Here is a 14,788-nt window from a genome sequence, read left to right as displayed (position 1 = left end):
AATTCGCAAAAAAAGCGGTGAATATCACCGCTTGTTGTTGCTTTTATTTTACTTGCATACCCGAGCGGATACCTTCATCAGCCGAAAGTAAGAATAAGTCTGCACCGCCGGTGCCTGCCGATAAGATCATACCTTCCGATACGCCAAATTTCATTTTACGTGGTGCAAGGTTTGCTACCATAATCACGAAACGACCAACTAATTCTTCCGGATTGTTATACGCTGCTTTGATTCCTGATAATACTTGACGCTGGTGATCACCTAAATCTAATTGGAATTTTAATAATTTGTTTGATTCCGGTACGGCTTCACAACTAATCACTTTTGCCACACGTAAATCTAATTTTGCGAAATCATCAATTGTTATTTCCGCTGCGATAGGCTCAACAGCCGTATTTTCGGTATTTTCCACTTTTTGTTTTCCTTTTTTATCTTCTGCTTTATTTTGCTCTGCAAACAGCGCCTTAGTTTCTTCAATTACCGCATCAATTTGTTTTTTCTCAAGACGAGAGAACAATGATTTAAATGGTGCGACATTTTTACCTAATAATGGTTGGTGAATGTTGTCCCAGGTTAATTCCGCTTGTAAGAAGGCTTCGGCACGTTCCGCTAACTGTGGTAACACTGGTTTCAAGTAACTCATTAGCACACGGAATAATTCAATACCCATTGAACAAACTGCTTGTAATTCCACTTCACGCCCTTCTTGTTTTGCAATCACCCAAGGCGCTTTATCATCAACATATTTATTCGCTTTATCACAAAGATCCATAATTAAACGAATCGCTTTGTTAAATTCACGATTTTCATAATGTGCTGCGATTTGTTCCGATTGTGCAATAAATTCTGCGAAAAGCGCTTCATCTTCTAATTTATCAGCCAGTTTTCCTTCAAAGCGTTTTGCAATAAAACTTGCATTACGTGAAGCAAGGTTCACTAGTTTATTAACGATATCGCTGTTTACACGTTGTACGAAATCTTCAAGGCTTAAATCCAAGTCTTCAATACGCTCGTTCAGTTTTGCCGCATAGTAATAACGTAAACATTCTGGATCGATATGTTTTAAATAGGTACTTGCTTGAATAAAAGTACCGCGTGATTTTGACATTTTCACACCGTCAACTGTGACGTAACCGTGTGCAAATACATTAGTCGGTTTACGTAATTCACAACCGTCTAACATCGCTGGCCAGAAAAGACTGTGGAAGTAAACGATATCTTTACCGATGAAGTGATAAAGCTCGGTTTCAGCGTCTTTTTTCCAGAATTCATCAAAGTTTAAACCGATACGATCACATAAATTTTTGAATGACGCCATATAGCCGATAGGCGCATCTAACCATACGTAGAAGAATTTATTTTCCGCATCCGGAATCGGGAAACCAAAATAAGGCGCATCACGGCTGATGTCCCATTGCTGTAAACCGCTTTCGAACCATTCTTGCATTTTATTCGCGATTTCCGATTGTAACGAACCTGAACGTGTCCATTCTTTCAACATACCTTCAAAACTTGGTAAATCGAAGAAAAAGTGTTCAGATTCTTTTACGATAGGAGTTGCACCTGACACGGCAGAACGAGGGTTGATAAGATCCATCGGACTGTAAGTTGATGCGCACACTTCACAGTTATCACCATATTGATCTTCCGCTTTACATTTCGGGCAAGTACCTTTTACAAAACGATCTGGCAGAAACATTTGTTTTTCAGGGTCGAATAACTGAGAAATCACACGACTTTTGATGAAACCGTTAGCACGTAATTTTTTATACATTTCTGTAGTAAGTTCACGGTTTTCTTCGCTATGAGTCGAATGATAGTTATCGAAACTGATATTGAAGCCTTTGAAATCCGCTACGTGATCAGTTTTTGCTTTTTCGATTAATTGTTCTGGAGTAATGCCTTGTTTTGCCGCATTAAGCATAATCGGTGTGCCATGAGCATCATCCGCACACACAAAGTGAATCTCATTGCCACGCATACGTTGGAAACGAACCCAAATATCCGCTTGGATATGTTCAAGCATATGACCTAGATGGATTGCACCGTTTGCATAGGGTAAAGCACAGGTAACCAGCATTTTTCGTTTTTGGTTTGACATGAGTGATCTCTCTGAATTTGTTACAAAATTACGTAAATTGTAGCGGAAAAAGGGCTTTTTTTCTAGAGCGTATCCTAAATGAGCCTACTTATTCGCTTATTTTGCATAAAATTAATAAAATTCTTTTGTAAAGAATGTGGTTATTTTGTAAAAGACTGGTAGAATAAGTATATAATAAAAATTATAGAAGGAGAACGAATGTTTTATTTAAAAAAACATTATTATGATGGCATTGATAAACAAGGAAATGCGTTTATTATTTATTTTGTCGAGTTAATGTTATGGGGAATTAAAATTCCTTATTCTTCTATTTTATTTAATAGTAAGAACGGTCAGCAATTTGAAAAAAGTAGCTTGTTTAAATTAAAGCAAATAGATCGTTCGATTAATCATTTTCGTTTAAATTTTTCAGCTTATTGGATTCCGCATTCATCCGAACTAAAATCCACATTAGTTTATAATCCTACTCAGTATATAAATTGGTATTGTCATACGCCGAAAGGGAATTTTCATATCACTTTTCAAGATAAGGAATATCAAGGATTAGGTTATGCGGATACACTTGAAATGAATTTTGTACCTTGGAAACTAGCCGTATCAGAATTATATTGGGGACGATTTTTGTCTGAAAATCATACGGTTATTTGGAAGGAGTGGAAAGGAAAACAATTGTTTAAACAGCTTATTTGGAATGGAAAACAATATAATGATTTTGAAATTCAAGAAGAAGGAATTTTGTTGCCTTCTGAAAATATGTTCCTACGTTTCCAAATGTCGACCATGTTAAAAAATGAACCAATCGGAAATGTAGTTACCAAAATACCGTTATTAAAATATTTTTTGCCTAAGCGTTTTTTGCGGACACGTGCAATAAAATGGAAAAGTGAGACCCAAATACTGATAAATCAAAATGTACAAGAAGTAGGCTACGCTTTATATCAGAAAGTGTTATGGAGAAAGTAAAGAAACAAGATTGAAAAATTAATTTTTGGTCATTTTTTTATTTTTTAACGTTGTGGTGATATAAATTTTTCGAACAATCAATAAAGATTTTCTCGTTTCAGACAAGAATAGCGGTAAAATAAGTCTAAAATTTTGCAATTTTTGAGGACTTATTATGCGTAAAGCACAGTTATATCGTTATCAGATTCCGGTAGAAGCCGGCGTTATTTTGCGTCATCGTCGTTTAAAACAGCGTGAAGGGCTAATTGTTAAATTAACTGAAGATAACCAAATCGGTTGGGGTGAAATCGCCCCGCTACCCGAATTTAGCCAAGAAGATCTTACGCTTGCTCAGCAACAAACGGAACAATGGCTTGTGAAATGGCTAGCCGAGCAACAAGATGATTTAGACAGTTATGTGCCTTCTGTGGCATTCGGTTTAAGTTGTGCATTAGCGGAATTAAACGGAGAATTAGCTGAGCAAGGAAATTATCGTGCAGCGGTACTTTGCTATGGTGATCCAGACGAGTTATATACAGAGCTGAATGCACTGGAAGGCGACAAAATCGGCAAAATGAAAGTCGGGCTGTATGAGGCTAATCGTGACGGTTTAATTGCCAATATGTTGCTTGAAGCTTTACCCGATTTACAATTACGTTTAGATGCGAATCGAGGTTGGACGCTTGAGAAAGCGGTTAAATTTGCCGAAAAAATTGCAAATGAAAACAAAAGTCGCATTCAATTTATTGAAGAACCGTGCAAAACGCCGGAACTTTCCCGCCAATTTTCTCAAGTCTCAGGCATTGCAATTGCTTGGGATGAAACCGTGCGAGAGCCGGATTTTGTCGTAAAAAACGAACCGAATGTAACTGCTATTGTGATTAAACCGACCTTAGTCGGATCATTACAAAAGTGTATTCGTTTAATTGAGCAAGCTCATCAACAAGGGCTTATTGCTGTTATCAGTTCCAGTATTGAATCAAGTTTAGGTTTAACTCAGCTTGCTCGGTTTGCACGGCAATATACCCCGCAGATAACCCCCGGTTTAGATACGTTAGATCTGATGCAATATCAGTTGCTACGTCCTTGGAAAGACTCTAACTTACCCATTGCTGATTTAGATAGCCCGTTTGTGCAAGAAATTATGCTATAATGCTCACTCTATAAGCGGTCAAAAACAGACAAGAATTTGCAAAAAATTAAGCATTTTTGACCGCTTTCCATTAATCCAATTTCAATGAAAGTTAAGTCTCTCCTTTATATATTCAAGAGAAAATTATGCGTTTAGATAAATTTATTGCTGAAAATACGGGTTTAACTCGTTCTCAAGCAGGAAAAGCTTTAAAAAGCGGTTTAGTGACGGTTAACGGAAAGATCGAAAAGAGTGGATCAGCAAAAATTAGTGAAACAGATGAAATTTGTTACGAAGGCGAACGTTTAGAATGGGTCGATGAAGGTCAGTATTTTATGCTGTATAAGCCGCAGGGGTATGTGTGTTCGCATGATGACGGTGAATATCCGACAGTCTTTCAATTTTTTGATTATCCACTGATGACTAAGTTGCATACCGCAGGACGTTTAGATGTGGATACAACCGGTTTAGTTTTATTGACGGATGATGGTAAATGGTCGCATCGCATTACTTCGCCGAAACACCATTGTGAAAAGACTTATTTGGTAACACTTGCCGATCCAGTGGAAGATTTTTATGCGGAAAAACTTGCGGAAGGGATTTTATTACGCGGTGAACGCGAGCCTTGTTTACCGGCACAAATGGAAATTATTGACGATTACAATGTGAATTTAACTATCAGCGAAGGGCGTTATCATCAAGTAAAACGTATGTTTGCGGCTTTAGGTAATAAAGTAGAGGCATTACATCGCTGGCGTATCGGTAATGTAGTGTTAGATGAAAGCCTTGAAGAAGGTGAATATCGCCCGCTTACCGAGCAAGAAATAGGGGGCTTTTGATGGCAACCCAAAGACCGCATCCGTGCTTTTTTATTATTTTAGGAATGATGGCGATGTTGCCACCGCTTGCGATCGATATGTATCTGCCTTCATTCCTTGATATTGCACGAGATTTACAGGTTTCGCAGGAAAAAGTACAAACTACATTAGCGGTATTTACTTTCGGCTTCGCTGTCGGGCAGCTATTCTGGGGACCGATAGCGGATAGCTTTGGACGTAAACCGATTATTTTATTTGGGCTTACCGGTTCGGCGGTTGCCGCTTATTTCCTTACAGCAGTGATGACAATCGGAAATTTCTATTTGCTGCGATTAATACAAGGGCTTTGTGCGGCAGCACCAGCTGTGGTATTGGGGGCTTTAGTTCGAGATCTGTTTGATCGTAATCGTTTCGCCAAAATGATGTCGGTCATTATGATCATTTCAATGCTCGCTCCGCTATTAGCGCCGATCCTGGGTGGATATATCGCAAAATATTTTCACTGGCATTCGATTTTCTACACCTTAGTATTTATGGGCGTCAGTTGTGTGTTCTTGATCAGCTGGAAAATTCCTGAAACATTAGCGGTAGAAAAACGTCAATCGCTTCAATTTGGCATTATTTTTAAAAACTTCTGGAAATTGTTATCGGATAAAAATGTATTAGGCTATGTTTTGGTGGGGGGCTTAACCTTTGCCGGTTTATTCTGCTTTTTAACCTCAGGTTCGTTAGTTTATATCGGTATTCACGGTGTATCGCAGGAATATTTCGGCTATTTCTTCGGCTTAAATATGATTGTTATGGTTGCAATGACGGTACTAAATGGGCGCATTGTAGTTAAAGTCGGTTCAGAGAAAATGTTGAAAATCGGCTTACTCGTTCAGTTACTAGCTGGTATCTGGCTTGCGTGTGTCGCCGTCTTCCAATTAGGCTTTTGGGCGATGGCATTAGGTATTCCGTTTTATGTGGGAATGCTTTCGACCATTGGCAGTAATGCAACAGCTGCGATTTTAGATCGTTATCCGCAAATGGCGGGTACGGCAAACGGTTTGGCAGGAACGGCACGTTTTGGTATTGCTTCCGTAGTGGGTGCAATGTTATCGCATATTGCGGTTACAAGTGAGCGTCCGATGCTATATGCAATGGCTATTTGTACCTTGGTGGCCTCTGCCATTTACTACTTATTATGCTGTAATCGTGCCGAGCAAGCGGTCTAATTTGGTTTAAATTTTACAAAAACGGACACTTTGCAGTGTCCGTTTTTTTACCAACAAGCGTAACAATAATGCCAAGGGCGGAAACGAGTACGCTCAAAATCATAGTAACGTTGCATTTCCTCTAATTCCGCTTGGTGTTTATAGTTATCCCACGCGAGTTTATAGCAAGATTGGAACAGTGGATCATTGGCTTTTTTCTGGTAGCGCTTGGTAAAGGCGGCTTTTTCTTTTTCGGTTTGAGCCACCGGCGGATCATATAACTGCGCCATTAATTCGGCAGTTTCTACATCACACTGTTTAGCTAATGCTACCGATAAAGCTTGATGTGCCTTGAGTTGCTGTGCCTGTCTAGCTGCTTGTTGCTGTGGCGTTAAAGCACAAGCAGAAAGCAATAATGAGAACAAGACAGACATTATCTGAATACACTTTTTCATATTAGCCTCCAAATGATTATGCTAAAGAGTAAGCTCTTTGAGTTTATCACTCAAAGAGCTTTTATTCACATAAATTATTCGCTTTCTTGTTCGGATAATTCTTCTAATTCGTCAGCCATTGCACTGAGTGCATCACGACAAAGTTGAGCAAGCGCTTTATAGAAACCGTTATCATGTGCTTCGATTTGTCCTAAGAATTTAGCAGCACACGGCAATAAAAACTGCTCAAAAAAGGCTTGTTGTGCAGCGCTTGAATCTAAATTGTCTTCAATCCAAGAGGCGGTAAGTAATAAAAGTGCAACGTGATCAGGTTTTTCTAACGCCGGCATTGCGCGTGTTTGGCGGAAGTTGATAAAGTCTTCAACCGCAATTTTATAGGCAGAAATTGTTGTAGCAATAGCTCCTGTCTCACCAAAAAGCGCTTGATAGCTTGCTTGTAATTGCGTAGGGTTAGCATTTTTTTCTAACACCGTTAAAGCTAATTCACTTTGAGCATCGGTTGAAAGCATCCATTGTTGGCGTAAGCCGCCTTGTGCAAGCCAAGCAAAAGTGCCGGCAAGAATCGGATCGGTTGGAGGACGGTAGAATAAATTGCCGAATAAACGGCACAATAGTGAAAAATCGTTAATGGTTGTTTCGCTCATAAGTAATGATTTATAAAGGTTAAGAAGTTAGCCATTTTACACGAATAGGATAAGAAGATGAAATATATTGGTGCACACGTGAGTGCTTCGGGGGGGGGCGAGAACGCTGTATTAAGAGCGGTTGAAATCGGCGCAAATGCTTTTGCTTTATTTACTAAAAACCAACGTCAATGGAAAGCACCAGCATTAAAAGCAGATACGATTGAGAGATTTAAGCGTTTTTGTAAGGCGCATCAGTTCTCACCGGATCATATTTTACCGCATGACAGTTATTTAATTAATTTAGGCAATCCAGAAGTGAAAAATTTAGCAAAATCACGAGAAGCTTTTATTGATGAAATGGAACGAGCAAATCAGTTAGGATTAAAACTACTGAATTTCCACCCTGGTGCACATTTAAATAAAATTTCGGAAAGTGAATGTTTAGTGCGCATTGCCGAATCTATTAATATTGCAGTGGAAAAAGTACCGAATGTTGTTGCGGTAATTGAAAATACAGCTGGTCAGGGTTCTAATCTTGGCTATCGTTTTGAACATTTAGCCGAAATTATTGACCAAGTGGAAGATAAAAGCCGAGTAGGTGTTTGTTTAGATACCTGTCACTTGTTTTCAGCCGGTTACGATATCAGCTCATTACAAGCCTGTGAGCAAACATTTACCGAATTTGAACGAACTGTTGGCTTCCAATATTTACGAGGAATGCACTTAAATGGCTCAAGAACGCCATTGGGTAGTCGAGTAGACCGCCATCACACATTAAGAGAAGGCACAATCGGCACTGATTTTTGTAAATTTATCATGCAAGATAACCGTTTTGACAATATCCCGCTTATTTTAGAAACAGTTCAGCCTGAAATTTGGGCAGATGAAATAAAATTTTTGCGGACATTGGCAAAATAATCGACTATACTGATTCAGCTTATAACTTAAGGCTTATCAGTGGATAAGCCTTTTTAATATGAAACTTTATTTTTAGACTTTATTTTCAGATATAGGAATCAACCGCTGTAGTTGTTCTGGCGAGACAAATTATGATTAAACAAAATGCTACTTTTACAAGGCTTAAGACGTTATTCACCCCTATATTGTTTGCAACGATTGCAAGCTATTCATCAATGGCTTCTGCGAGTTTAAGTAGTACCCCTGCCACTCCAAACCAAATCAAAATTGTTGCTAAAGTAGCTACGACCGAGCAAATCAAAGCACAACGGGCTTATAAATCGTCTGCAAAAGCAAATTCAGCTACTCAAAAAGTAAATAAGATTTATCGTAAGTGGGCTGGTACTCGTTATCGTTTAGGCGGAGAAGGGCATAATGGTATTGACTGTTCCGCTTTTGTACAGAAAACAATGCTCGGTGCATTTAATATTGATTTGCCACGTTCGACCGCAGAACAACGTTATTCAGGTCGTTCAATTTCAAAATCTGAATTACGCCTGGGCGATTTAGTGTTCTTTCGCCGCAATAATCACGTAGGGGTTTATATTGGTGGTGGTAAATTTGTTCACGCCAGTACAAGCCAAGGTGTAACAACAAGTTCACTGTCAGAACGTTATTGGGCCAGAAACTATACGCAATCTCGCCGAGTAATGTAATGTCAAGGTCGCTAATAAAGCCTCAATTAGCGACCTTTTTATTTATGCGGCATATTTTCTCTCGTTAACTTGTGCAAAACGGCGACGCATTTGGTGTACCACATTGGTGATTACGCCGGCAACTTTCACTTCTTGCCAGTTTTGAACACGTAAATTCGGCTCGCTGACATCCAATGAAAAAAGAATAATTTCGTTTGTGCTTTCATTATTCTCAATTTCTTTGAAGAACTGATAAAACTTATATTCACCATTTTTCTCAATTACAAGCAGATCGTTTACTAAATATTGAGCCGATTGCTCAACGATTAGCAGATCATCCAATTCAACCCCCCAAGCGATTAGGTTAGGATTTTTAACCTGTATAAAAAAGGTTTCTGTCGGACGTTTAATACAAAGTGAATTAAGATCTAATTTGATTGAACGTTCGCTATTCATATCACGGTACATTGGTAGCGGTTGATATGGTAATTCGCGTGTAAGCGGTCGAATTGAAGCCATTTTTGTTATCCTCTATCTAGACTGTGTGTTTATACAGGTTATTTTACTGATTAAAAAAACAGTGTCAATCTTGTTTTGAAATTTTTTTGTAAAAATAGCCAGTATTTTGTTTGCTTTATCGTATGGAGAGAGTATTGAACAGGCGGTGGAATTTTGCGCAGAATTTGTAAATTGCGGGCAATAAAAAAGCACCCGAAGGTGCTTTTTTAGAAAAATTGGCAGTAAAGCTGTTATTATAAGCTTTCTGTGAAAGTACGAGTAATTACATCACGTTGTTGTTCTGGTGTTAATGAGTTGAAACGAACTGCATAACCAGAAACACGGATAGTTAATTGTGGGTATTTTTCTGGGTTTTTAACCGCATCTTCTAATGTTTCACGGCGTAAAACGTTAACGTTTAAGTGTTGACCACCTTCAACTTTGATTGTCGGAGCAACGTTTACCGGTACTTCGCGGTATGAAATTTGACCTAATTCGCTGATTGCAACGATTTGGTCTTCTTTGTAAGCATCACCTTTTGCCGCGATACAGCGAGCTTCGTTTTTCTCTTCATCTAATAACCAGAAAGAGTTTACTAAGTTGCTGTTTGAAGATTCTGTAATTTGTACGCCCTTGATCATTTTGATACTCCTAAGTATTGGCTAGATAATTATAAAATTTTTTGATAAATTCAAATTTTATTTATGTGGCGAATTTTATCATTTTTTTTGAAGAATTCTACTAAAAGTTGAAAAATGTAATCAAAAAATTATCAACTGGCTAAAAAATAATCTAGGATATAGAAGAAACTTAAAATTGTTTAACACTTTTTAACAGGACAAGCTATGAATAATTGGACGGAAGCGCTAGGCGAAGAAAAGCAACAAGCTTATTTTCAACAAATTTTGCAGCAAGTACATCAAGAAAGAATGAATGGTGTAACAGTTTTTCCACCGCAAAAAGAAGTATTTAGTGCATTTGCCTTAACTGAATTTAAGGATGTGAAAGTGGTGATCTTGGGGCAAGACCCTTATCATGGTCCAAACCAAGCACACGGTTTAGCATTTTCGGTAAAACCACCGGTCGCACCGCCACCTTCTTTAGTTAATATGTATAAAGAACTGGCGCAGGATATTAAGGGCTTTCAAATTCCAAATCACGGATATTTGGTTGATTGGGCAAAGCAAGGCGTGTTGTTGTTAAACACCGTACTCACGGTACGCCAAGGGCAAGCGCATTCACACGCCAATTTCGGTTGGGAAATTTTCACTGATAAAGTGATTGCTCAGCTCAATCAACACCGTGAAAATTTAGTCTTTTTATTATGGGGCAGCCATGCGCAAAAAAAAGGGCAGTTTATTGACCGCTCTCGCCACTGCGTATTGACCGCACCGCATCCATCACCACTATCTGCCCATCGTGGATTTTTTGGATGTAAGCATTTTTCAAAAACCAATAGATATTTGCTTTCGAAAGGCATAGTCCCGATTAATTGGCAATTACGGCTAGAAATAGATTATTAATAACAGTATTGCATAATATTTACGTAAAAGCCCAATCTAATAAAAGAACGGTCTTTTACGTAAGAGAAATAAATTTGTCTAGATTAGTATATGTATATTAATTAAAACATTAAATTTATTTTTTCTTTAATATTATCGAGCAATTGGTAACGTTTCTTATACATAGAACGTTTTTTGCTCGGTATGATATTTAATGGTTTTCTCTCAATGTTATTATTCAATAACCAATAATTATTTTTTATAAGAATAGCATTATTTTCTTGCCAAAAAATATCGTAATTGAATAATAATCTGGAATGATCATTCCAGCGATATTTTGCTTGTTTTTTATGAGGAATTCCGAGTAATTCTAAATTAAATTTCTCAGCAATTAATTTAAATATATAAATCAGCATAAACATAGGGCGAATACCGTATAACTGTTTAGTGGCTAATTTTATAAGATCCTGTGAAGATTTACTGTTAGGTCCTTGTATTGAGGAAATTAGAATTTTATTTTCCTCTAATAAGGTAAAAGAAGCATCGTAGATATGTTCTTTTTGATTATTTTTAATATTTAATGAAAAGAAACCTTCTAGGGGATCGATTTGATTAATGCTAAGATATAAATTCAGTTCATCACTTAATTTGGCAATACAAACCTCTTGCTGTGTCACAAGTTGATTGCAAAAATTTATTCTGAATAAATTTTCAAAACGCGTAAAGTTTTCTTCGATGGCTTTTAATCTTTGTTTTTTATTAAAAGTTTTATCACAGTAAGTATCTAAAAGTGTATTAACCCGATATAAGTTTTGATTAAATAATTTTGCCCATAAAGGTGAATTGTTTAAGTAATTTGTCAATTGAATACATTGGGTTGAACACCATACCTTGCGGAAGCTATAACGAAAATATTCTCTTAGTAGCTTAGATGGTCTTTTTTCATTTGGAAACGTTTCACTAAATTTGGGGAAATGAAAGAACTTCTTCATAAGATTGTTTGAATGTAAATACTATAATTAGAGTTAAAAGGATATAGGCACAAGCAAAGCAAGCCTGTGCCACTTTTAGGTTTGGAATAATTATTTAGAAAGTTAAGCCGATATTGGTTTTCCAACCAAAAGCATTCGTTGATTTTATGCGATCATAATCAACATTCGCAGAAACGAACCAATTTTTATATTGGAATTGCATGCCGGCTTCAAGATTTAAAGCATGGTTACGTTTTTGTGTCGCATAGCTTTGTAATGGGTAGCCATTGAGTTGGCTGGTAATTTTACTTTCTTTTCCTTTTACTCGATGTAAGTAGTTCAAACCAACATAAGGTGAAATGCTGCCTTGCTCAAATTTAACGGTATATTTTAATTTCACACTCGGTGTGAGATTAATATCGTTATAGCGAAGAGCCGTGGTATTTGTTGCAAGTTCGCCTTTTTCATTGAGAGCTTTCATTCTCGTGTGAATGAACTGAACCCCTAGGCTTGGTTCAATTATCCAAGTTTGTGGCATAAATTGATAACCGACACGAATTTCTCCCCCCATATGATGCCCTTTGTTTTGAGCCTGACCGAGCTGAGATTTTTTGTACCAACGGCGTTGGTTGTATTTCTGCTGCCCAAATTGTAGTGCTAACTCACTAAACCAATGATCGGCTAAAGGATAACGTAATCCGATATTTAAGCTTGTCTGTTTTAGGTCTGCATGAGCAAAATCTTTGTCTATATGATGATTTTTTCGTATTAATGTTGCGCTCAATAATGCGTTATCATTGAACTTATGGCTCAAACCGAGAACAGATGAGCTCTGTTTAATTGCTACTTTAGAATGTTTTTGGCCACTATGCTCAAGCCAAACTGACGTTTTTTGTGGTGAATAGGCGGCAGTAAATAAATTATGCTGAACATGGCTAAATTGTTTTGCATTTTGATGGCGTAATAATGCTAAAGTATCAGCGTAAATATGATTAGAAACCGCATAATGTAGTTGACCTAATTTCTTTTGCTCTAATGCAGATTGTAGCCAGTCATTATATACCCCCTGACGATATGCAAATGAGCTGGTTCTAAGTTGATTTAATAGGTTCAGTCCAGACTTGGCATTATCACTGGCATTAGGATCAGTAAAGGCTTTATTTGAATTGACTTTCGCAATAATTTCAGACTGTTTAAAATAGAGATCTTGCATTAAGCCTTTATTGGCTAAATTTTTATTATCAATTAGTTTTGTGAACCCACCTTGATAGCTTGCCTTATCATGAAGTTTTACAACAGTAGCTGAAATACTACCTTGTTTACTATTTTCCGTTAATTTATCAGCAATTTTTAACGAACCATTTAGCTGAATAATTGCTTTATCTTTACCAATTAAACCATTGCTATCCAATAAGGTTAATTGGCTATTTTCAGTAGCCATATAACCTTGCCTAATTTCAGTTTGATTTACGCCTAAATGGGCATTATTTTTCACTTGTTTGGATTGAGTCATTCCGCTTAAGTTGAGTCTACCTTGTTCAACATCAATTCGGGCAATATTATTTTTACCGGCTAAATCTAATGATTTTTCCCCTTGCTTAGTAAACTTAAATTTACTGGAGAAATCATTTTTCCAGCGGTCATCTCGTGTCACATTAACCGTTTCATCATTTAAAAATTGACTCGGACCATTAATCGCCTTGGCTATATTAATTACTCCCCAGCCATATTTATCATCTACCCCTTTTTCACCAAGATCGGTTGCAGTAGTTAATAAAGTATCACGAATTTGCGTTGGGGCTAGATAGTTAAAACGTTCTTTTAAGATAGCTAAAGCTCCTGTAACTACAGGTGCGGCAAGGGATGTTCCTTCTTCTTTATCAAGACTATATTGCGGTTTAAGTTTATTATCTGGAATTGCATTGAGGATCGCAAGATTTCCGGGAGCGGCAATGCACCAATTTTTACTCACACCACAATGGTTAGAGTATTCTGCAAGATTATTTTTATTATCTACAGCCACAACTGATAGATAGTGTTTCTCCAATTCAGGCAGGTAACGAGGTAACATTGCCATCACACCAACTTGTTTTTTACTCTCATTTCCTGCCGCAAAGACTAATAACGTATTTTTCTTTTTGGCATTTAAGACGGCTTGAAGCAGTGAATTTTGTTTATCTGTTGATAGAGAATGATAAAGTTTATCGAAATCAGCAATATTATCGCTGATAGGATCAAGATTCCAACTATTATTAATGGCGAATAGATTTCGTTCGACAAGCTTATTTAAAGCGGTTGCCCACTCTAAGCGTTCAAATGAGAGCCCTTTTTCTTTAGTGAGTAATAAATCATTTTTGGCAAGCTCATCAAAATTAGGTTTTTGGTTTTTTGAATCCCCCTGATCTTCGCCCTTACCTTTTGACTGCTGTGCTTCAGCAATTAATTCAGCTAAGCTTCGGTTTGGAGTATTTGTTGCAATGTGAATCTCAGCATCTTTAGCTACACCACCTTTAAAGCCATTTTCTTTAGAAGCTTTCGCTGAAATAACGCCGGATACCCCTAAGCCATGAGTTTCAAATAGAGCTGTTAGATCTTTTTTTCCATTCTGTTCGGCAGGCTTTACTTCAAATTGCAAGTAACTCGGATCATAGGTTAACACTTTTCCATCTGGTGAAGTTAGTTTAAAACTAGATGGGTGAAGTTTTGATGAATTTAGCGGATGTTGAACAACAAACCCGCCATCTAGTACGCCTAATTTCACTCCCTTACCACTATATTTGGAACTGATCTCATCCGAAAGCTTAATGACTGAATGAGGCGATTCTAAAGAGTCTGCGTAGGCTACGCTAGTAGATAAGAAAGTAGAAATGGCGATTGCAATACAGCTTTTATTAAAATAATATTTTTCAAGCATTTATGGTCTCCTTATAAAAAAAGCGGAATTATACCTATGAT

General features: G+C 37.4%; 14 protein-coding genes. 7 read left to right on the top strand and 7 right to left on the bottom strand.

Annotation, left to right across the window (positions count from 1 at the left end; genetic code table 11):
* Positions 1 to 43: 43 nt before the first annotated feature.
* Positions 44 to 2,101, bottom strand: coding sequence for a methionine--tRNA ligase (gene metG / locus C228_RS0105790; protein WP_018651735.1), 2,058 nt, complete (start codon positions 2,099 to 2,101; stop codon positions 44 to 46).
* Positions 2,102 to 2,299: 198 nt separating this feature from the next.
* Between metG and C228_RS0105785 the strand changes: the two genes are divergently transcribed.
* The 4 genes from C228_RS0105785 to C228_RS0105770 all read left to right on the top strand — a co-directional run bounded on the left by C228_RS0105785 (position 2,300) and on the right by C228_RS0105770 (position 6,210).
* Positions 2,300 to 3,064 (top strand): hypothetical protein, encoded by a 765-nt coding sequence (locus tag C228_RS0105785; RefSeq protein WP_018651734.1) that lies wholly within the window; start codon positions 2,300 to 2,302, stop codon positions 3,062 to 3,064.
* 154 nt (positions 3,065 to 3,218) lie between these two features.
* Positions 3,219 to 4,196: an o-succinylbenzoate synthase gene (menC, locus tag C228_RS0105780; RefSeq protein ID WP_018651733.1), complete on the top strand. Its 978-nt coding sequence runs from the start codon at positions 3,219 to 3,221 to the stop codon at positions 4,194 to 4,196.
* Positions 4,197 to 4,321: 125 nt separating this feature from the next.
* The gene (gene rsuA, locus C228_RS0105775) at positions 4,322 to 5,014 is read left to right on the top strand and encodes a 16S rRNA pseudouridine(516) synthase RsuA (RefSeq protein WP_018651732.1); all 693 of its coding nucleotides are present in this window, start codon (positions 4,322 to 4,324) and stop codon (positions 5,012 to 5,014) included.
* Positions 5,014 to 6,210 (top strand): Bcr/CflA family multidrug efflux MFS transporter, encoded by a 1,197-nt coding sequence (locus C228_RS0105770; protein ID WP_018651731.1) that lies wholly within the window; start codon positions 5,014 to 5,016, stop codon positions 6,208 to 6,210. Before rsuA ends, C228_RS0105770 begins: the two co-directional genes overlap by 1 nt.
* A gap of 47 nt (positions 6,211 to 6,257) precedes the next feature.
* Here C228_RS0105770 and C228_RS0105765 read toward each other — a convergent pair whose 3' ends face one another.
* Positions 6,258 to 6,644, bottom strand: a complete 387-nt coding sequence (locus tag C228_RS0105765; RefSeq protein WP_026313211.1) for a hypothetical protein — start codon at positions 6,642 to 6,644, stop codon at positions 6,258 to 6,260.
* Positions 6,645 to 6,718: 74 nt separating this feature from the next.
* The gene (locus tag C228_RS0105760; RefSeq protein ID WP_018651729.1) at positions 6,719 to 7,288 is read right to left on the bottom strand and encodes a TorD/DmsD family molecular chaperone; all 570 of its coding nucleotides are present in this window, start codon (positions 7,286 to 7,288) and stop codon (positions 6,719 to 6,721) included.
* 57 nt (positions 7,289 to 7,345) lie between these two features.
* On the opposite strand from C228_RS0105760, the gene nfo reads away from it, so the two are divergent.
* Together nfo and C228_RS0105750 are read left to right on the top strand one after the other, a co-directional pair.
* Entirely contained in the window at positions 7,346 to 8,188 is an 843-nt protein-coding gene (nfo, locus tag C228_RS0105755; RefSeq protein ID WP_018651728.1) for a deoxyribonuclease IV, read from the top strand.
* Between the two features lie 134 nt (positions 8,189 to 8,322).
* On the top strand, positions 8,323 to 8,883 hold the full coding sequence (locus tag C228_RS0105750) for an NlpC/P60 family protein (protein ID WP_026313210.1): 561 nt from the start codon (positions 8,323 to 8,325) through the stop codon (positions 8,881 to 8,883).
* A 42-nt stretch (positions 8,884 to 8,925) separates the two neighbouring features.
* On the opposite strand, the gene C228_RS0105745 is transcribed toward C228_RS0105750, so the two are convergent.
* Positions 8,926 to 9,381: a LexA family protein gene (locus tag C228_RS0105745; protein WP_018651726.1), complete on the bottom strand. Its 456-nt coding sequence runs from the start codon at positions 9,379 to 9,381 to the stop codon at positions 8,926 to 8,928.
* 233 nt (positions 9,382 to 9,614) lie between these two features.
* Positions 9,615 to 10,001 (bottom strand): autonomous glycyl radical cofactor GrcA, encoded by a 387-nt coding sequence (gene grcA, locus C228_RS0105740; protein ID WP_005622661.1) that lies wholly within the window; start codon positions 9,999 to 10,001, stop codon positions 9,615 to 9,617.
* Between the two features lie 204 nt (positions 10,002 to 10,205).
* On the opposite strand from grcA, the gene ung reads away from it, so the two are divergent.
* Positions 10,206 to 10,883 (top strand): uracil-DNA glycosylase, encoded by a 678-nt coding sequence (gene ung / locus C228_RS0105735; RefSeq protein WP_018651725.1) that lies wholly within the window; start codon positions 10,206 to 10,208, stop codon positions 10,881 to 10,883.
* A 101-nt stretch (positions 10,884 to 10,984) separates the two neighbouring features.
* Here ung and C228_RS0105730 read toward each other — a convergent pair whose 3' ends face one another.
* Together C228_RS0105730 and C228_RS0105725 are read right to left on the bottom strand one after the other, a co-directional pair.
* Entirely contained in the window at positions 10,985 to 11,854 is an 870-nt protein-coding gene (locus C228_RS0105730; RefSeq protein WP_026313209.1) for a VirK/YbjX family protein, read from the bottom strand.
* A 94-nt stretch (positions 11,855 to 11,948) separates the two neighbouring features.
* Positions 11,949 to 14,747 (bottom strand): S8 family serine peptidase, encoded by a 2,799-nt coding sequence (locus C228_RS0105725; protein WP_018651723.1) that lies wholly within the window; start codon positions 14,745 to 14,747, stop codon positions 11,949 to 11,951.
* Positions 14,748 to 14,788: the final 41 nt, after the last annotated feature.

This window comes from Actinobacillus capsulatus DSM 19761 (genome assembly GCF_000374285.1).
GTDB lineage: Bacteria > Pseudomonadota > Gammaproteobacteria > Enterobacterales > Pasteurellaceae > Actinobacillus > Actinobacillus capsulatus.
Note: the sequence above shows the minus strand (reverse complement) of the source record. Positions and strands in the feature narration are given on the sequence as shown.